The organism is Levilactobacillus parabrevis, assembly GCF_044051715.1.
Classification (GTDB): Bacteria; Bacillota; Bacilli; order Lactobacillales; family Lactobacillaceae; genus Levilactobacillus; species Levilactobacillus parabrevis.
This window is the reverse complement of the sequence record NZ_CP168688.1, coordinates 2,226,556-2,245,060: the sequence shown is the minus strand read 5'-3', so window position 1 is coordinate 2,245,060 and position 18,505 is coordinate 2,226,556. Positions and strand designations below refer to the sequence as shown.

The 18,505-nt window shown below is 49.8% G+C and carries 10 protein-coding genes, 1 tRNA gene, 3 rRNA genes and 1 other annotated feature; of the genes, 13 read left to right on the top strand and 1 reads right to left on the bottom strand.

Annotation, left to right across the window (positions count from 1 at the left end; translation table 11 throughout):
• Positions 1-248 precede the first annotated feature (248 nt).
• The 5 genes from ACEPSU_RS10555 (at position 249) to ACEPSU_RS10535 (ending at position 5,691) form a co-directional block, all read left to right on the top strand.
• A complete protein-coding gene (locus ACEPSU_RS10555; protein ID WP_395321505.1) occupies positions 249-689 on the top strand; it encodes a nucleoside 2-deoxyribosyltransferase in 441 nt (146 codons plus the stop codon).
• Between the two features lie 776 nt (positions 690-1,465).
• Complete coding sequence (locus ACEPSU_RS10550) at positions 1,466-2,872, top strand: cytosine permease (protein WP_395321503.1); 1,407 nt, start codon at positions 1,466-1,468, stop codon at positions 2,870-2,872.
• Positions 2,873-3,219: 347 nt separating this feature from the next.
• Entirely contained in the window at positions 3,220-3,462 is a 243-nt protein-coding gene (locus tag ACEPSU_RS10545; RefSeq protein ID WP_020088753.1) for a hypothetical protein, read from the top strand.
• A gap of 102 nt (positions 3,463-3,564) precedes the next feature.
• Positions 3,565-5,061 (top strand): helix-turn-helix domain-containing protein, encoded by a 1,497-nt coding sequence (locus ACEPSU_RS10540; protein ID WP_395321501.1) that lies wholly within the window; start codon positions 3,565-3,567, stop codon positions 5,059-5,061.
• A gap of 261 nt (positions 5,062-5,322) precedes the next feature.
• Entirely contained in the window at positions 5,323-5,691 is a 369-nt protein-coding gene (locus tag ACEPSU_RS10535) for a MarR family winged helix-turn-helix transcriptional regulator (protein ID WP_395321499.1), read from the top strand.
• A 59-nt stretch (positions 5,692-5,750) separates the two neighbouring features.
• Here the strand turns inward: ACEPSU_RS10535 and ACEPSU_RS10530 are convergent, their stop codons facing one another.
• On the bottom strand, positions 5,751-5,981 hold the full coding sequence (locus ACEPSU_RS10530) for a hypothetical protein (protein ID WP_395321497.1): 231 nt from the start codon (positions 5,979-5,981) through the stop codon (positions 5,751-5,753).
• 204 nt (positions 5,982-6,185) lie between these two features.
• On the opposite strand from ACEPSU_RS10530, the gene ACEPSU_RS10525 reads away from it, so the two are divergent.
• The 8 genes from ACEPSU_RS10525 (at position 6,186) to ACEPSU_RS10490 (ending at position 18,370) form a co-directional block, all read left to right on the top strand.
• A complete protein-coding gene (locus tag ACEPSU_RS10525) occupies positions 6,186-7,556 on the top strand; it encodes an Nramp family divalent metal transporter (protein WP_260339882.1) in 1,371 nt (456 codons plus the stop codon).
• Between the two features lie 78 nt (positions 7,557-7,634).
• Positions 7,635-7,832: a binding site (T-box leader), on the top strand.
• Between the two features lie 55 nt (positions 7,833-7,887).
• Entirely contained in the window at positions 7,888-9,147 is a 1,260-nt protein-coding gene (tyrS, locus tag ACEPSU_RS10520) for a tyrosine--tRNA ligase (RefSeq protein WP_020088758.1), read from the top strand.
• A gap of 571 nt (positions 9,148-9,718) precedes the next feature.
• Positions 9,719-11,284: ribosomal RNA gene (locus ACEPSU_RS10515) — 16S ribosomal RNA — on the top strand.
• 217 nt (positions 11,285-11,501) lie between these two features.
• Positions 11,502-14,420: ribosomal RNA gene (locus ACEPSU_RS10510) — 23S ribosomal RNA — on the top strand.
• Positions 14,421-14,495: 75 nt separating this feature from the next.
• Positions 14,496-14,612, top strand: a 5S ribosomal RNA gene (rrf, locus tag ACEPSU_RS10505).
• Together the 16S, 23S and 5S rRNA genes with 1 tRNA gene alongside form the textbook arrangement of a ribosomal RNA operon.
• 70 nt (positions 14,613-14,682) lie before the next feature.
• Positions 14,683-14,755 (top strand) — tRNA-Thr (locus ACEPSU_RS10500).
• Between the two features lie 212 nt (positions 14,756-14,967).
• On the top strand, positions 14,968-15,186 hold the full coding sequence (locus tag ACEPSU_RS10495) for a hypothetical protein (RefSeq protein WP_395361535.1): 219 nt from the start codon (positions 14,968-14,970) through the stop codon (positions 15,184-15,186).
• 226 nt (positions 15,187-15,412) lie between these two features.
• Positions 15,413-18,370, top strand: coding sequence for a beta strand repeat-containing protein (locus tag ACEPSU_RS10490; RefSeq protein WP_395321492.1), 2,958 nt, complete (start codon positions 15,413-15,415; stop codon positions 18,368-18,370).
• Positions 18,371-18,505: the final 135 nt, after the last annotated feature.

The window sequence follows — 18,505 nt, the reverse complement described above, 5'->3', positions numbered from 1 at the left end:
GTGGTTTACCGATTAACCCCAATCATTTTCGACGATTTGGGGTTTGACGGATGAACAGTCGGCCCGTATAATACTTTACAACAACCAAATAAGTCCTTTTAATTTAGTCCCGTGAGGCTGATAAAGGTACGGTAGAAGTCATTCGTGCGCCTAGGCACGAGTGAACCTAGCGGCTGGAATTCTTGCGGGATTCGGCCGCTTTTTTCATGCCGATAGGGTTGAAATCGAATCGATGGAGGAATTTAGTTATGTCACAGATTTACGTTGCGAGTCCATTCTTTAGTCCAGAACAGGTCGACCGGGTGAAGCGCCTAGAGGCTGCCCTGGAAGCCAATCCAACGGTTAAAGATTTCTATTCACCACGGCTTCACCAAGATGCGGCCAACGAACAATTTACCAAGCCATGGGCCACGGAAATCTTCCACCGCGATATGGATCAAATTGCGGCGGCTGATGTAATCGTTACGGTCATCGACTTTGAGGCCAAGAACCTGGATTCTGGTACGGCCTACGAGTTAGGTGTGGCTACGATGAGTAACAAGCCAATCATTGCCCTGCAGGAAAAGGATGAAGCCGTCAACTTGATGGTTACCGAGAGTATGCACTGGTACAGCAAGAACGTCGATGACTTCAAGACTTACGACTTCAGCACCCTCCCAGCCGGCGAGTTCGTCGGCCAAATCCTCTAGTCTTCGGTTGGGTGAAGATTACCGCCTGCGGCAGCCCGGGATTCCGCCGCTGTGGGGACCGCCGTCAGCCAAAGGGCGGTCTGACGGCTCGGTTTGAAGACACAGAAAACGTGTCTTCAAACGCGTCCCATGGTGTAGGTTGACTGGAAAACGTCAACCAACGCCATCGCCACGGCTGGCTCCATCCCAGGCTGCCTCCGGCTGAAATGTGATGATGACCATTCTAGCGGATTTAGCCAGGTAACTTAGCTAGCCGTTTGATGGGGTGATAGCATGTCTCTGAACCGGCCAAGGTCGATTTCTGCAACTGAGCTCATTTTCACCGGTCCTACGGCTCAGACGGTGTTAACCCGTGATAGAGAAGACTAGTATCTTGATGCGTCAAATTAAAGCTTGAACGTGATTGGTGATTAAGCCAATCGCGATGTACATAGGCCGTCTGGATAATCTTCCAAAATTGGTGAATGCCAGAGACTGGCGGAGAAGCTGCTAACAGTTTTGACGGCATTCTTGCAACATAAGCCGGAGGAGGTCAAGGATGGAGCCGGCTGTGGCGGTGATATTAGCTGATGATTCACCAGCTGATATCACGGGACGAGCTTGGAAACTCACGATTTTTGTGAGGTTCCAAGTCGAGGTCCAAGACCGTACTTTGGCTTGGACCGGTCCCCACAGCAGGCGGAATCCTTGGCAGCCGCAGGCGACCAGTTATCACAATTTAATAGTTCCAAAGTCAAAACAGTTCGCAGCATTCGAGAAGAGAAAGGTGAGGACGCATGGCACAAGAGATTAAAGCAACCGCAACAAAAGCACCTAAGGAATTCGGGAGAGTCGAGTCGATTCCTCGTGAGCACCGGCGGATGTCCAATTGGGATTTGTTCGCCACCTGGATTGGCGCTAACGCGAATAACGGAACCTGGTACATTGGTGGGGTCATTGCTGCCTGTGGGTTCCTGACGGCGTCGACTACGTTAGTCGTTGTGGGATTGATCTCTTACGCCTTACTGGCGGTGGCCAGTTACATGGGCTACCGTACAGGATTACCGGCGATGGCGCTGACCCGAGCTTCGTTTGGGTTACGCGGGAGCTTCATTCCGTCGGTTATCAACGTGATTCAGTTTATCGGGTGGGCCGCGGTCAATACATTTATCGCAGCAACTTCGATCAGCTACATCTTCGGGGAGCTCTTCGGTTGGCCATTGTATGGCAAGCCCGGTGGGACCTTCGGCTTGATCGTTGGAATTATTATCATGAGTGTCCTGCATTTATTGAGCATTTCGTTGGGCGAACGGTCGGTTCGATTGATTGAACGAATCGGGATTATCCTCGTCGTGATCTTCGTGTTATGGGAATCGGTAGTTGTATTCCGGACGGTTTCCTTTAGTGAAATCGTTGGCTGGCAACCGCCCCACAATCTGCGGATGAGCTCTGGGGTGGCAGCCGACACGTTGGCAGCTTTCAACCTCGCGTGGGTCACGGCAGCGTCCGACTTTAGCCGTTTCACCAACAAGAAGTCGGCGGCGACCAAGGCCAGTTTTCTGGGCGCCAACTTCGGCCTGTTCTGGTTTGCCTTCATTGGGTTATTTGCTACGATTGGGACGGCGGTCTCACTGAACCATTTCGACCCGAATAACTCCGACCCTAGTACGGTGGCTGCTAAATTGGGGCTGGGTATCATCGCCTTACTGGTCATCGTGCTGACCAGCACCACGGCTAACGCAGTCAACCTGATGTCGGCCGGGTCCGCACTGACAAACATGACGCACCGGTTGTCACTGAACGTGAGCTTGTGGATTGTGACGCTGGCAGCAACGGCCGTCACCTTTATTCCGGTCTACCTCGCAAGCTTCCTAGACGTTTTCGAAACGTTTTTGGACGGGATCGGTATGTTTCTGGGACCGGAAATCGCCATCTTCCTGGTGGATTACTTTATCTTGAAAGGCAAGCAGTACAAGCTGAGTGAATTCACCAAGGTTCACGGTGCCTACTGGTACGCTCATGGTGTCAACTGGATTGCCGTAGCGAGCTGGGGCTTGGGAGTTGCCGCCTACTGGGGCTTGAAGCAGGTGCCAGTGATTGCCACGACAATTGGGGCAACTTTCATTGCGATGGCCATCACAGCCGTAATCTACTTCATCGGTATGCGGTTTACTCGAGTAGCGGCGCCAGCCAAAGCCTCATAAGAACAGCATGGGGAAACGGATACATTCTGAAAACCTATTAATATAGAAGAAACTAACACGGTAATTCATGACGGGAGTGATTGAATTGCCGTGTTTTTGGCGTTTCGGGTCCATTTTCACTGGGCGTTAATGGCGTCAAAGTTAGTTGACGGTCAACACTGAACTTTGTGGGGTGTTTGTATTGGGAGAAAGGCGCTGGCTGGGTATCCTTAAGGCAGGCTCAGAGTGGAAATCTGACGTTAGGCCGGGGACAGTGCGCAGTCTAAATTGGCGAGTAACGAAGCAGGAGGTCCGTGAGTGGACGTGTTAGAATGAAGATGGAAGCTCAGTATAGGAGGGTGATCAGAATGATGCAAAAGATGCCGATTTTACCACTAGTTGACCGGTTGACGGCTGGTAAGAGTGTGACCTTGACCACAAGTGATGGGTTAAATGTCCTCATTCAACCAGAGGTGGCGGCAGGTAGATTGACGGGAAATTACGTCAGCAGTGCACTTCCTGGCATTCGCTACGACGATCCTCGGATTATCTTGAAGGAGACTTTGACGGAATTCGATGCCCGTAACGTAACCATTTCCAGTATCGATTAGAACGTTGACCCAGGCCATAGAGCATGGAAAATATTAATGGCGCAGAAACTCCCTGACTTTTTAGTGGTTAGGGGGCTTTCGTTTATGCCAGGTGAATGAGAAGTGAGAGAATTGAAGATCGACTTTGCGATGTTGACGGCCAAGGAGACGTTGAAGATTCGGCTGTTGACCTTTATCAATGATGAGAAACGACATTTTAGTTTGACAGAATTTGCTGAAATGACTAAGGTGAGCTATTCACGGGCCTACCACGTTTTGCTGAATCTCAGAGCGGACCTGGAGGTGTTGGACCGGCAAACGTTATTGACCAAGGATGACTTGGTGACGAGTGTCACGATGGATGACTATCGTCGTTGGCTCTACCGGCAGAGCATTCCGTATCAGGCGATGCTGGCGACGTTGCGGGAGGATTACCAGCAGACCAGTACCTTCTGTGCTGACCTGGGCATCAGTACGTCCACCTTCAACCGGCGCATGAAGGAAATGAAGCAACAGCTGGCCCAGTACGATTTGCAACTGACGGCCAATCCACTGCGGGTCGTGGGTAACGAAGCCCTGATCCAACTGCTTTATTTTATGCTGTTTAGCACGACACTGACGCCAGTGGCGGATCTGCCAAAGTTGTCGGCACGCATGCGGCCCATCCACGATCAGGTCATGACGACCTACGCCAACGGGGCCATTTATCAGGAGTCCATTAGTTTGACACAGCGAAAAGACCTGCTCGTCACGTTGGCGCTGTTACGTTTGGACCAGGGCCATCGCTATGCGCCACTGCGTTTTCCACTGGGGCATTTGACCGACCTGCGGGGATTAGCGGGGGCCTTACAGACGCGACTGGGGGATACGCCACAGGAGGCGCTGACGGAATTGGCCACGCTGGATTACCTGTTGACGAGCTCACCGTATTTTGTCCGAGCTCTACAACCCCAAGCGATGCAGCGAATCTATCTTGGTATCAAGCAACGTTTAGGCAGCTACGAGTTGGCCCCTGGCGTGCGGGAGTTGTCAGACTATGCGACCGGTCGCGATTGGTTCGCCAACTGGCTATTCTCGCTCTGCCAGTTCATGTTGCTCTTCCGAGTGGATCCTTTGCTCCGACCGGAAATCACGGCCCTGTATAAGCCGACCGAGTCGTCGATGGCGGCCGCTGTGGCGTTAGCGAAGAGCATGGGGCGCCTCTACCCCGGTGAAGTGGCAGCCGCGGATGTCCGACTGGTGCAGAAACATTTGAGTAAATATACGAATGGCCTGAGCCTGACGGAAGCCAAGGTTGAGATTCTGGTAACTTACGATATGATCGGGGTGACCACGGATATTTTCAATCGGCTATTGAGTGGCGTCGTCCACCTCAGTCTGCTGACGGATCAGACGGTGATCGATGCGCGGAACCGGGACAATTACCTCGTCATCTACGGTGTCGATCCGTTGGCGGCGGGATTCGCTCAGCGCAATCGCCTGGAGGCTTTTCACTGGGTCAAGGAGTTGGCTTACGGGGAAAATCTGGATCGCTTGATTCGGGTGCTGCGCCATCACGAGTTGTCGCTCTTTGCGTTGGACTTCAATAACCGGACGCACCCACTGGACGAGGATTCTTAATTCGTCAATCGGGGTGCTGAGGGACAAATACTTTGCTGAGTATGGCTGATATCAGTGGGCTAGGAGATGTTTCTAGCCTGCTTTTTATTTATTCCGGTAGTCGTCGTACGAACAACTTATATGAGATTCGTGAAAATGGCTATCTTTTGGGGTCAAATTAGGATATATGGCGGACTAATTATGCGGCTGGATTGTTTCATAGTAGACAGTTAATGATATAATGAAAGCGGATACAATTATGCAGCAATTGGAGTTGAGAAAATGGTGAAGCATGAGCAATTACAAAAGTTAACTGAGATCTACGGCTTAGTGACGCAGTGCTATAACCAACCGCTGACGGAGCTAAGTTTGAATTTACCGCAGTGCCAGTTGCTGACGTACGTAGCCAGTGAAGAGTTATCGGTAGCACAAGTGGCGCAGAGACTAGGGTTTTCGGCAACGCGGACATCAAATCTCGTTGTTGATCTGTGCAAACGCGGTTACCTGAGCCAGCGGGTGGCAACAAAGGACCGGCGGCGTCGGTACCTCACGCTGACGGTGCTGGGGCAGAAGAAGCTGGATCTGATTCAAGAGAAGCTGCCAGCAACGCTGGATTCGACGCTTCAGCAGTTGCAAAGTGGTATTAGTTAGCACGATTCCCACTGAAGGACATAAAAAGTGGCTGAAAAAAACCGGTAGCTCCTGAGGAGTTACCGGTTTTTGGCTTGCGATTTAACGGAGGCGGTTGTGTGCCGACGGGTCCAAAGGTCAGCGACCAAGCCACAGACAACGACTGTGACTAGGCCAGCAGCGCCGAGGGTTCCTAGACCCACAGCAGTTGGCGTGATTTGCCATTTCACTAAAATTGCGAGGCCAGCAATTGTGAGGACGGCAATAAATAAAGGAGCTAATAATTCAATGAACATTTTTGTATGGGTCATTGGGATCACCACTTTCTGCAAAATGAAATATAAAAAATATTATGATGCAAACCCGTTGAAAACACAAGAAAAATTGGTATTTTTAGGGTTATCTATTTAATGGGTAATATAAAATTAAAGTTAGGGACAATTAAAAAATCCTTTACAATCTGTGCGCTGTCAGTATAATGGGGAGATAGCAAAGAGATAGGGGAGTTGGAAAATATGACAGACAACGTTTCAACGAAGTCGACAAAGATGGCCGGCTACGCAAACGGACCGTCATTGGAAGAAGTTAACGGGACCGTATCGGTACCCAAGGAAAAAGGCTTTATTAGGAATTTAATGGCGTTCTCCGGACCAGGGGCATTAGTCGCTGTGGGTTACATGGACCCGGGAAACTGGGTAACCTCGATCGGTGGGGGTGCCAAGTATGGCTACTTACTGATGTCAGTGATCTTGATGTCGAGTTTAATCGCGATGTTACTGCAATACATGGCGGCTAAACTGGGCATCGTGACGCAAATGGACCTCGCGCAAGCCACTCGTGCGCATACCAGCAAGCGAATTGGGGCCGTGCTGTGGGTCGTGACCGAGCTCGCTATTATGGCGACAGATATTGCCGAAGTTATTGGGGGGGCAATTGCCTTACAATTACTGTTCGGCGTGCCACTGGTTCTTGGGGTGTCACTGACGGTATTTGACGTCTTGTTACTCTTATTGTTAACGAAATTAGGCTTCAGAAAGATTGAAGCTATCGTGATCTGCCTGATTACCGTAATTCTGGTGGTCTTCGCTTACGAAGTGGTCATTGCGCAACCGAACATGGGCGCGGCCGTGGCGAACTTTATTCCACGGACGGAGATCGTCCACTCAGGTCAACTGACGATGGCCTTGGGAATTGTGGGGGCGACGGTGATGCCGCATAACCTCTACTTGCATTCATCAATCTCGCAGACGCGGAAGTTCAACCGGGAAGATCCAGCCGAGATGCGTCGTGCCGTGAAGTTTACGACCTGGGATTCCAATATTCAGTTATTTGGCGCGTTCATTATCAACTGTTTGCTCCTCTTGTTGGGGGCAGCGATGTTCTTCGGTAAGGGCACGGATCAGTTGGGAACGTTTGGTAACCTTTACGCCGCGTTACAGGATAACCACTTGGCTGGTGCAGTTGCGTCGCCATTGTTGTCCACGCTGTTTGCGGTTGCCCTGTTGGCCTCCGGACAGAACTCAACGATTACGGGGACGCTGACGGGACAGGTCATTATGGAAGGATTTATCAATTTAAAGATTCCATTGTGGGTTCGGCGTCTCGTGACCCGGCTGATCTCAGTGGTACCCGTAATTATTTGTACGATTATCTATGGCGGCAATGAAGCCGCGCTGGATAGCCTGCTGGTCAATTCACAGGTGTTCCTGTCGATTGCGCTGCCGTTTTCCATGATCCCACTGACAATCTTCACGTCCTCCAAGAAAATCATGGGGACGGAGTACGTCAATAAGCGCTGGATCACGGTTCTGGCGTGGACGTGTACGATTGTTCTGACGTTGCTGAACATTCAGATCGTTTGGGAAAGTCTGACAAGTCTCTTTTAGGAAGTTACCGTGTCGCTAAGTCACAGTAAAGGTTGCGTGGTGTATTGACATTTGCCCGCCGTCCCGGTATCATCGACATCATAAGCAATGAATCAGTCCAGTAGTGGGTGCGGCTCCGGTCAAGAAATCTGACGGTGCTGGGAGTCAGGACGTCCGTAACCACGAATTACGCTGAGGAGCGGCCGAGTAATCGGCGGGTCATTCCGTTAAAGATGACGAGCGGTTGTCAATTGACAACAACTTGGGTGGTAACGCGGATTTCAATTCGTCCCTGATGGCATAGCGCCATTGGGGACTTTTTTATTGAGAGATTTATATAGGAGGAACGGAAATGTCAATTATTGATGAGTTAAAATGGCGTGGCGCGATTAACCAACAGACTGATGAAGCTGGCCTGGGCGAGTTGGTCAACGATAAGGCAGTCGGCCTGTACGTTGGAATCGACCCAACTGGGGATTCCATGCACATTGGTCACTTGATTCCCTTTATGATTCTGAAACGGTTCCAGTTAGCTGGTCACCGGCCTTACATCATTATCGGTGGGGCAACGGGTTCTATCGGTGACCCATCCGGGAAGAAATCGGAACGGGTGCTGCAGACGATGGACCAAGTTCGCCATAACCAAGACTGCTTGACCAAGCAAATGGAACACCTTTTTGGTCAAGACGGGACCTTTAAGATTGTGAACAACTACGACTGGTTATCAAAAATCTCCTTATTAGACTTCTTGCGTGACTACGGGAAGCTCTTCAACGTGAATAACATGTTAAATAAGGAAGTTGTTGCTTCGCGGTTGGAAGTTGGGATTTCCTATACGGAATTCACTTACCAAATCCTGCAATCCATCGATTTCCTTCATTTGTTCACGAAGGAAGACGTTCAGCTCCAAATTGGTGGTGCCGACCAGTGGGGGAACATCACGGCCGGAATTGACCTGATCCATAAGCTCAAGGGATCAGATGCCAAGGCATATGGGTTGACCATTCCATTACTCTTGAAGGAAGACGGGACTAAGTTTGGGAAGTCCGAAGGCGGCAATATCTGGCTTGACCCAGAAAAAACGTCACCATACGAGTTCTATCAATTCTGGTTCAACACGAATGACAAGGATGTTATCAAGTTACTGAAGTACTTTACCTTCCTGGACCAAGACCAGATCAAGGAATTGGAAACGGCAGTGGCAACGGAACCTAAGAAGCGGGAAGCTCAGATTCGCTTAGCCGAAGAAGTCACGGAATTCGTTCATGGCCATGACGCTGTAGTTGAAGCACAACACATTACCAAGGCACTGTTCTCTGGGGATGTTGCGGACTTGACGGCCAGTGAAATCGAACAAGGCTTCAAGAAGATGCCTTCCGTGACGGTTAGCGGTGACAAGAAGAACTTGGTAGAGTGGTTAGTTGACGACACTAAGATTGAATCTTCACGTCGACAAGCACGAGAAGACCTGACCAATGGGGCAATCCGGATCAATGGTGAAAAGATTACGGATACGGATGCTGAAGTTGACCCAAGTAGTGCCTTCGATGGTAAGTTTGTCATCGTTCGTCGTGGGAAAAAGCGGTACTTCTTAGTTCGAATCGCTAAATAGTTACGGGTTTTATGAAAGGCAGTCACTATTTTCGGTGACTGCCTTTTTTGACGCCAAAATAAAGACGAACGCGGTACTCATTAAAAAGAAGAAACACACGGCCGTCAGTTAACAATTCAGACGCTTTCAACTATAAGTTTTGCCTTTGGAAAAAGATGAATTTATTTTCAATATTTAGTTGACGGTGGGGTTCTCACTTGGTATAGTTATATACGTTGTCAACGCGAGTTACCAACTAGACCAATTCGAAAGATTGAAATTAGTTCTTGACAGTGATGATGATAAAATGTTATATTAATTGAGCTGTTGCATTTGAAACAGCGAATCAACGAGAAACGTTGCTAAATCAAACTTCTTGTTGACATCAAATCAGTAACATGATATGATGATTGAGCTGATTGCTTCGGTAATTAGTTATGTAGACCTTTGAAAACTGAACATTGTTTCGACAAACCAAATATGTGTAGGGCGGTTTGATACTCGGTATCAAACCCAAACAATATTTGCGAAGTCAATTCGCTTTTATGAAAATAAAGTAACAACAATCGATGAGCTATTCAAGCATCATCTTTAAGATGAGAGTTTGATCCTGGCTCAGGACGAACGCTGGCGGCATGCCTAATACATGCAAGTCGAACGAGCTTCCGTTGAATGACGTGCTTGCACTGATTTCAACAATGAAGCGAGTGGCGAACTGGTGAGTAACACGTGGGTAACTTGCCCAGAAGCAGGGGATAACACTTGGAAACAGGTGCTAATACCGTATAACAACAGAAACCGCATGGTTTCTGTTTGAAAGGTGGTTTCGGCTATCACTTCTGGATGGACCCGCGGCGTATTAGTTAGTTGGTGAGGTAAAGGCCCACCAAGACAATGATACGTAGCCGACCTGAGAGGGTAATCGGCCACATTGGGACTGAGACACGGCCCAAACTCCTACGGGAGGCAGCAGTAGGGAATCTTCCACAATGGACGAAAGTCTGATGGAGCAATGCCGCGTGAGTGAAGAAGGGTTTCGGCTCGTAAAACTCTGTTGTTAAAGAAGAACACTCTTGAGAGTAACTGTTCAGGAGTTGACGGTATTTAACCAGAAAGCCACGGCTAACTACGTGCCAGCAGCCGCGGTAATACGTAGGTGGCAAGCGTTGTCCGGATTTATTGGGCGTAAAGCGAGCGCAGGCGGTTTCTTAAGTCTGATGTGAAAGCCTTCGGCTTAACCGGAGAAGTGCATCGGAAACTGGGAGACTTGAGTGCAGAAGAGGACAGTGGAACTCCATGTGTAGCGGTGGAATGCGTAGATATATGGAAGAACACCAGTGGCGAAGGCGGCTGTCTAGTCTGTAACTGACGCTGAGGCTCGAAAGCATGGGTAGCAAACAGGATTAGATACCCTGGTAGTCCATGCCGTAAACGATGAGTGCTAGGTGTTGGAGGGTTTCCGCCCTTCAGTGCCGCAGCTAACGCATTAAGCACTCCGCCTGGGGAGTACGACCGCAAGGTTGAAACTCAAAGGAATTGACGGGGGCCCGCACAAGCGGTGGAGCATGTGGTTTAATTCGAAGCTACGCGAAGAACCTTACCAGGTCTTGACATACTATGCAAATCCTAGAGATAGGACGTTCCCTTCGGGGACATGGATACAGGTGGTGCATGGTTGTCGTCAGCTCGTGTCGTGAGATGTTGGGTTAAGTCCCGCAACGAGCGCAACCCTTATTATCAGTTGCCAGCATTAAGTTGGGCACTCTGGTGAGACTGCCGGTGACAAACCGGAGGAAGGTGGGGATGACGTCAAATCATCATGCCCCTTATGACCTGGGCTACACACGTGCTACAATGGACGGTACAACGAGTTGCGAAGTCGTGAGGCTAAGCTAATCTCTTAAAGCCGTTCTCAGTTCGGATTGTAGGCTGCAACTCGCCTACATGAAGTTGGAATCGCTAGTAATCGCGGATCAGCATGCCGCGGTGAATACGTTCCCGGGCCTTGTACACACCGCCCGTCACACCATGAGAGTTTGTAACACCCAAAGCCGGTGAGATAACCTTCGGGAGTCAGCCGTCTAAGGTGGGACAGATGATTAGGGTGAAGTCGTAACAAGGTAGCCGTAGGAGAACCTGCGGCTGGATCACCTCCTTTCTAAGGAATATACGGAGGCTACACATACTTTGTCGAAACAATGGTCAGTTTTGAGGGGTCTACCCTCAAACTTGTTCTTTGAAAACTAGATATTATCAATTATTTTCCTTTAATTATTAAGATAATTAAAACCGAGAAACAACTGCGTATTTTTGAGTTTTTTAATTAGTTTATATCGCTAATACTCAATTAATCAGCGATTACGAAGTAATCGTTAGGTTAAGTTATGAAGGGCGCATGGTGGATGCCTTGGTACTAGGAGCCGATGAAGGACGGGACTAACACCGATATGCTTCGGGGAGCTGTACGTAAGCTTTGATCCGGAGATTTCCGAATGGGGAAACCCAATTACTTTAATCAGTAATTACAACTCAGGGAATACATACTTGAGTTGAGGCAGACGCGGGGAACTGAAACATCTAAGTACCCGCAGGAATAGAAAGAAAAATCGATTCCCTAAGTAGCGGCGAGCGAACGGGGAATAGCCCAAACCAAAGAGCTTGCTCTTTGGGGTTGTAGGACTGAACATTTGAGTTACCAAAGTCAATGATAATCGAAGAGTCTGGGAAGACTCGGCATAGAGGGTGATACCCCCGTAGATGAAATTGTTGACCCTCAGTTCAGTATCCTGAGTACGGCCACACACGTGAAACGTGGTCGGAATCCGGGAGGACCATCTCCCAAGGCTAAATACTCCCTAGTGACCGATAGTGAACCAGTACCGTGAGGGAAAGGTGAAAAGCACCGCGGAAGCGGAGTGAAATAGTTCCTGAAACCATGTGCCTACAATTAGTTAGAGCCCGTTAATGGGTGATAGCGTGCCTTTTGTAGAATGAACCGGCGAGTTACGTTAATTTGCAAGGTTAAGGTGTAAAGACCGGAGCCGTAGCGAAAGCGAGTCTGAAACGGGCGTTTCAGTAAGTTGATGTAGACCCGAAACCAGGTGACCTATCCATGTCCAGGTTGAAGGTGCGGTAAAACGCACTGGAGGACCGAACCCGTGTATGTTGAAAAATGCTGGGATGAGGTGTGGATAGCGGTGAAATTCCAAACGAACTTGGAGATAGCTGGTTCTCTCCGAAATAGCTTTAGGGTTAGCCTCGGAGTTAAGAATCGTGGAGGTAGAGCCACTGTTTGGACTAGGGGCCCGTCATGGGTTACTGAATTCAGATAAACTCCGAATGCCACTGATTTATATCCGGGAGTCAGACGATGAGTGATAAGATCCACCGTCGAAAGGGGAACAGCCCAGACCATCAATTAAGGTCCCTAAATACATGCTGAGTGGAAAAGGATGTGGAGTTGCACAGACAGCTAGGATGTTGGCTCAGAAGCAGCCACCATTTAAAGAGTGCGTAATAGCTCACTAGCCGAGTGATCCCGCGCCGAAAATTTACCGGGGCTAAGCATGTTACCGAAATTATGGATGCGACCAATAGGTCGCGTGATAGGAGAGCGTTCTAAGGGCAACGAAGCTAGACCGCAAGGACTAGTGGAGCGCTTAGAAGTGAGAATGCCGGTATGAGTAGCGAAAGATCAGTGAGAATCTGATCCACCGAATGACTAAGGTTTCCTGGGGAAGGCTCGTCCTCCCAGGGTTAGTCGGGACCTAAGCCGAGGCTGAGAAGCGTAGGCGATGGATAACAGGTTGATATTCCTGTACTAGTTAATCATGTTTGAACGATGGAGGGACGCAGTAGGCTATGGTGTGCACACGATTGGAAATGTGTGTTCAAGCGTCAAGTCTGGTGATGAGTTAAATGCTTATCGCTAAGGACAAGGCGTGACGAGGACCGAATTTTAGTAGGGAAGCGCCAGATGTCACACTGCCGAGAAAAGCTTCTAGTTAGTGATTAATTACCCGTACCGCAAACCGACACAGGTAGTCGAGGAGAGTATCCTAAGGTGAGCGAGTGAACTCTCGTTAAGGAACTCGGCAAAATGACCCCGTAACTTCGGGAGAAGGGGTGCTACACGCAAGTGTAGCCGCAGTGAAAAGGCCCAGGCGACTGTTTATCAAAAACACAGGTTTCTGCAAAATCGCAAGATGACGTATAGGGGCTGACGCCTGCCCGGTGCTGGAAGGTTAAGTGGATGAGTTAGCTTCGGCGAAGCCCAGAAATGAAGCCCCAGTAAACGGCGGCCGTAACTATAACGGTCCTAAGGTAGCGAAATTCCTTGTCGGGTAAGTTCCGACCCGCACGAAAGGCGTAACGATCTGGGCACTGTCTCAACGAGAGACTCGGTGAAATTATATTACCTGTGAAGATGCAGGTTACCCGCGACAGGACGGAAAGACCCCATGGAGCTTTACTGTAGCTTGATATTGGGTGTTGACACAGCTTGTACAGGATAGGTCGGAGCCGTAGAACTCGGAACGCTAGTTTCGAGTGAGGCGCTGGTGGGATACGACCCTCGCTGTGTGAACACTCTAACCCGCACCACTAATCGTGGTGGGAGACAGTGTCAGGTAGGCAGTTTGACTGGGGCGGTCGCCTCCTAAAAAGTAACGGAGGCGCCCAAAGGTTCTCTCAGAATGGTTGGAAATCATTCGTCGAGTGTAAAGGCAGAAGAGAGCTTGACTGCGAGACAGACAGGTCGAGCAGGGACGAAAGTCGGGCTTAGTGATCCGGTGGTACCGTATGGAAGGGCCATCGCTCAACGGATAAAAGCTACCCTGGGGATAACAGGCTTATCTCCCCCAAGAGTCCACATCGACGGGGAGGTTTGGCACCTCGATGTCGGCTCATCGCATCCTGGGGCTGTAGTCGGTCCCAAGGGTTGGGCTGTTCGCCCATTAAAGCGGTACGCGAGCTGGGTTCAGAACGTCGTGAGACAGTTCGGTCCCTATCCGTCGCGGGCGTAGGAAATTTGAGAGGAGCTGTCCTTAGTACGAGAGGACCGGGATGGACATACCGCTGGTGTACCAGTTGTGCCGCCAGGCGCATCGCTGGGTAGCTATGTATGGATGAGATAAACGCTGAAAGCATCTAAGTGTGAAACTCGCCTCGAGATGAGATTTCCCATTCCTATATGGAAGTAAGACCCCTGAAAGATGATCAGGTAGATAGGCTGGAAGTAGCAGCGCCGTGAGGCGTGGAGCGGACCAGTACTAATCGGTCGAGGACTTAACCAAGTTGAAAACGTGGTTGTTTCCGAATGGAAGATAATTGAATAATATCTAGTTTTGAGGGAAGAAGTTCTCTTATAGTGTGGTGGCGATAGCCTAAAGGATACACCTGTTCCCATGCCGAACACAGAAGTTAAGCTTTAGCACGCCGATAGTAGTTGGGGGATCGCCCCCTGCGAGGATAGGACGTTGCCACGCGAGCAAAAGAACCCTGTGAGGGTTCTTTTTTTATTGCCATTATTTCCAATATCAACGATAATGGTAGTATGCCGCTTTAGCTCAGTAGGTAGAGCGTTTCCATGGTAAGGAAGAGGTCGTTGGTTCAAATCCAATAAGCGGCTTACCACAATGTGAGGTCCCCGTAGCATACAATCTGCTACGGGGACCTTTTGGTTTCAAAGGAAAGTGGGTGAGACCTTGTCTTCTGACGCTAGCCCGCTGTATACTGGTTTTGTATCAGGTGTGAACCCCTGATGGATGCGAATTTTAAGCAAATCGTTCATAACATCGTCACCAGTTAATCGATTGTTGTGGTGGGTCATTGCTACGGTAAGTGAAGCGGGGCAATGCCGTTGTCTTCGCTGGGGCTTGGCGGATGCAGCAGCAACGGCCGTACCACGTTCTGACACTAGTCGGGTACAAGCACGGTAAGTTTCTTGTTGCTGACCCATACATGGAGAAAGGCTGGCCCAACAAGGTTTACTGGACATCGACCAGAAACTTCATGACGGTTTACCACTCTCGGCATTCACGTGCAATTACTATCCGTTAAGCAATTCGCGGGAGCGTTTGTCAGCCGGAACCATTTCGATATAAATGTTTTTATTTTATAAACGCTGTTAAATCAACGTTTTTCGTGAAAGGAATCACTGTCAGTTGGCAGGGGTTCCTTTTTTGATTGCCAAAAACGGTTTTTGTTTCTTTCTGACAGTTAACTTGATAGTATATTGATTATCGGCAGAGAGAACAGAAGGCAAAGAAAATCTGGAGGAGAAAAGATGACGCAAAACGTAAGAACGAGCCTCTGGCTCACCGCGGCCGCCGCACTGGTAGGGACAGGGATGTTTGCAGATCAACCAGTTACGGCAAAGGCCAACACATTACGGACGGAACAAGCGCCAGCTAAAGCGGTAGACAATGTGACGAAGAATGCAAGTGAAACAGCAACCGTCACTACCCCGACCACGGCCAATACGACGACACAAACTAGTGAAAATAATAACAGCTCAAACGGAGCCAGTTCAGCTACAACCATTAGTGAAAATGATAACAGTCAAGACGTGACAACCGCAGTAAGTGAATCCACTACGAATACGGAAAGCGTTTCGGATGGTGCCACAACTAACGATGGCGCTAATGGTTACGAGACTCCAGCGACGGATACTGATACGTCTGGAAGTTATGGTGATGGAAATGTGGAAACCCCTACCGGTAATGAGGGTGGGGGTACTGATCAGACGGGTGTTACGGACGGTGATGACACAACGGGGACTGATACTGGCTTGGGAACGCCAGATACGGGAGACACCAATGGGAACGCCGGTGACTTAGATACGGATGGCACAGGTGAAACTGGCTCAGATGGATCGTCAGACGTTTCTGATAATGAAAGCTCAGAAGGTAACAGTGGCAATACCAACGACTCGGATACGACTGAGACGGATACTAATGATTCTGATACAACCACTGGCAATGCCAGCGATTCTGATTCGGAAGGCTCAGAAGAAAACACGGGCGATTCGGATACGGACACGTCGGATGCTGAAACTAGCAACACGGACTCTGATGGTGACACTGATTCGGAAGATAATGAGGGTGGCGATACGACCACGGATGAATCAGACGGTGATACAAATGGAACTGATGAGAATACCGGCGACACGGACGAGAATGAATCGGACGGAAATACTGGTGGGGATTCGGATGGAGCCACAAACGGTACGGATGATTCCGACTCTGAAGGCAATACGGGGGATTCAGATTCAGAAGGTTCAGAAGAGAATACTGGCGACTCTAATTCTGAAGGCTCAGAAGGCAATACAGGAGATTCCGATTCCGAGGGTTCCGAAGGCAATACAGGAAATTCCGATTCCGAAGGCTCCGATAGTAATACCGGTGACTCAGACACTGAAGGTTCAGAAGGCAATACTAGCGACTCTGACTCCGAAGGCTCAAACGGTAATACCGGTGACTCCGATTCCGAAGGTTCAGATGGTAATACCAGTGACTCGGATTCCGAAGGCTCAGAGGGCAACACCGGCGATTCAGACTCAGAGGGGTCGGACGGTAACACGGGCGACTCAGACTCCGAAGGCTCGGACGGTAACACGAGTGATTCAGATTCCGAGGATTCAGAAGGCAATACTGGTGACTCCGATTCGGAGGGCTCAGACGGCAATACTGGTGACTCCGATTCGGAGGGCTCAGAGGGCAACACCGGTGACTCGGATTCCGAAGGCTCCGACGGTAATACAGGCGATTCCGACTCCGAAGGCTCAGATGGAAACGCCAGTGATTCCGATTCCGAAGGTTCAGACGGAAATACTGGTGACTCTGACTCCGAGGGTTCAGACGGCAACACCAGTGACTCGGATTCTGAAGGTTCAGACGGAAATACTGGTGACTCCGACTCAGAAGATTCAGACGGAAATACTAGCGATTCTGACTCCGAGGGTTCAGACGGTAACACCGGTGACTCCGATTCCGAAGGTTCAGATGGCAATACCGGCGACTCAGATTCCGAGGGTTCAGATGGCAATACCGGCGACTCAGATTCCGAGGGTTCAGGCGGTAACACCGGTGACTCCGATTCAGAAGGTTCAGATGGCAATACTAGCGACTCCGATTCTGAAGGTTCCGACGGCAATACTGGTGACTCCGATTCAGAGGGTTCAGATGGCAATACCGGCGACTCAGATTCAGAGGGTTCAGATGGCAATACCGGCAACTCCGATTCTGAAGGCTCCGACGGTAACACCGGCGATTCAGATTCAGAGGGTTCGGAAGAAAATACAGGAGATTCCGATTCAGAAGGCTCCGATAGTAATACCGGTGACTCAGACGCTGAAGGTTCAGAAGGCAATACTAGCGACTCTGACTCCGAAGGCTCAAACGGTAATACCGGTGACTCGGATTCAGAAGGCTCCGATGGCAATACCGGCGATTCCGATTCCGAGGGTTCAGACGGTAATACTGGCGACTCAGACTCCGAAGGTTCAGAAGGCAACACCGGTGACTCCGATTCTGAAGGTTCAGACGGCAACGATGGTGACCTAAATGATTCCGGTTCAGAAGGATCGGACGGCAACACCGGCGATTCAGACTCCGAGGGCTCCGACGGTAACACGAGCGACTCGGATTCGGAGGGCTCCGACGGAAATACTGGCGACTCAGACTCGGAGGGTTCAGACGGTAACACGGGTGACTCCGACTCAGAAGGTTCAGATGGCAACACTGGTAACTCCGATTCAGAAGGTTCTGACAGTAACACTGGTGCAGGGGATGTCAATGGCAACGAGAATGATCCTGGCAGTGACAGTGAAGCCGGTTCTGATAGCAACACTGATGCAACTAGTGATGCTGACAGCGATGCTCAGACAGACCAAACGACCAGTGATTCAGGCGATGCGGACACGAATCTCACGGATAACTCGACCGGAACAACCAATGAAAATGGCTCCGGCAACCCGACGACCGATTTCACGGATGCTGGCGCTGCGGATGGGATTGCAGCGAGCCACACTACTGATATCGATAACGACACTTTTGCTGGGGGCAGTTACGACGGATTTGAAGATCCGCTGCTACGTACGAGCCAAGACGTGGCTACTGAAGACACTAGCAATGGTGACCTCCCGCAGACCAACGAAGGTCAGTCCAAATTGGCTTGGTTGGGCGCACTGATGGGAACCTTCATTCTCGGTGCATGGCGTCTATTCCGCAAACGTAAGGATTAAAACGTACCAAAATTTTTAAAAATGACTAGGGCAACAACCAGAAAATCTGATTGACTGTTGTGACGCAATGATGAAGCAGTCAAGTCAGCAATATAAATCATCACAAGTGACTGCCGTGATGAATCTAGAGGAACT

Bases quoted from the DNA above. Each gene is read 5' to 3' on its own strand.
- ACEPSU_RS10550 (WP_395321503.1), top strand. From the start codon at position 1,466: ATGGCACAAGAGATTAAAGCAACCGCAACAAAAGCACCTAAGGAATTC.
- ACEPSU_RS10545 (WP_020088753.1), top strand. From the start codon at position 3,220: ATGATGCAAAAGATGCCGATTTTACCACTAGTTGACCGGTTGACGGCT.
- tyrS (WP_020088758.1), top strand. From the start codon at position 7,888: ATGTCAATTATTGATGAGTTAAAATGGCGTGGCGCGATTAACCAACAG.
- ACEPSU_RS10535 (WP_395321499.1), top strand. From the start codon at position 5,323: ATGGTGAAGCATGAGCAATTACAAAAGTTAACTGAGATCTACGGCTTA.
- ACEPSU_RS10490 (WP_395321492.1), top strand. From the start codon at position 15,413: ATGACGCAAAACGTAAGAACGAGCCTCTGGCTCACCGCGGCCGCCGCA.
- ACEPSU_RS10555 (WP_395321505.1), top strand. From the start codon at position 249: ATGTCACAGATTTACGTTGCGAGTCCATTCTTTAGTCCAGAACAGGTC.
- ACEPSU_RS10525 (WP_260339882.1), top strand. From the start codon at position 6,186: ATGACAGACAACGTTTCAACGAAGTCGACAAAGATGGCCGGCTACGCA.
- ACEPSU_RS10530 (WP_395321497.1), bottom strand. From the start codon at position 5,981: ATGACCCATACAAAAATGTTCATTGAATTATTAGCTCCTTTATTTATT.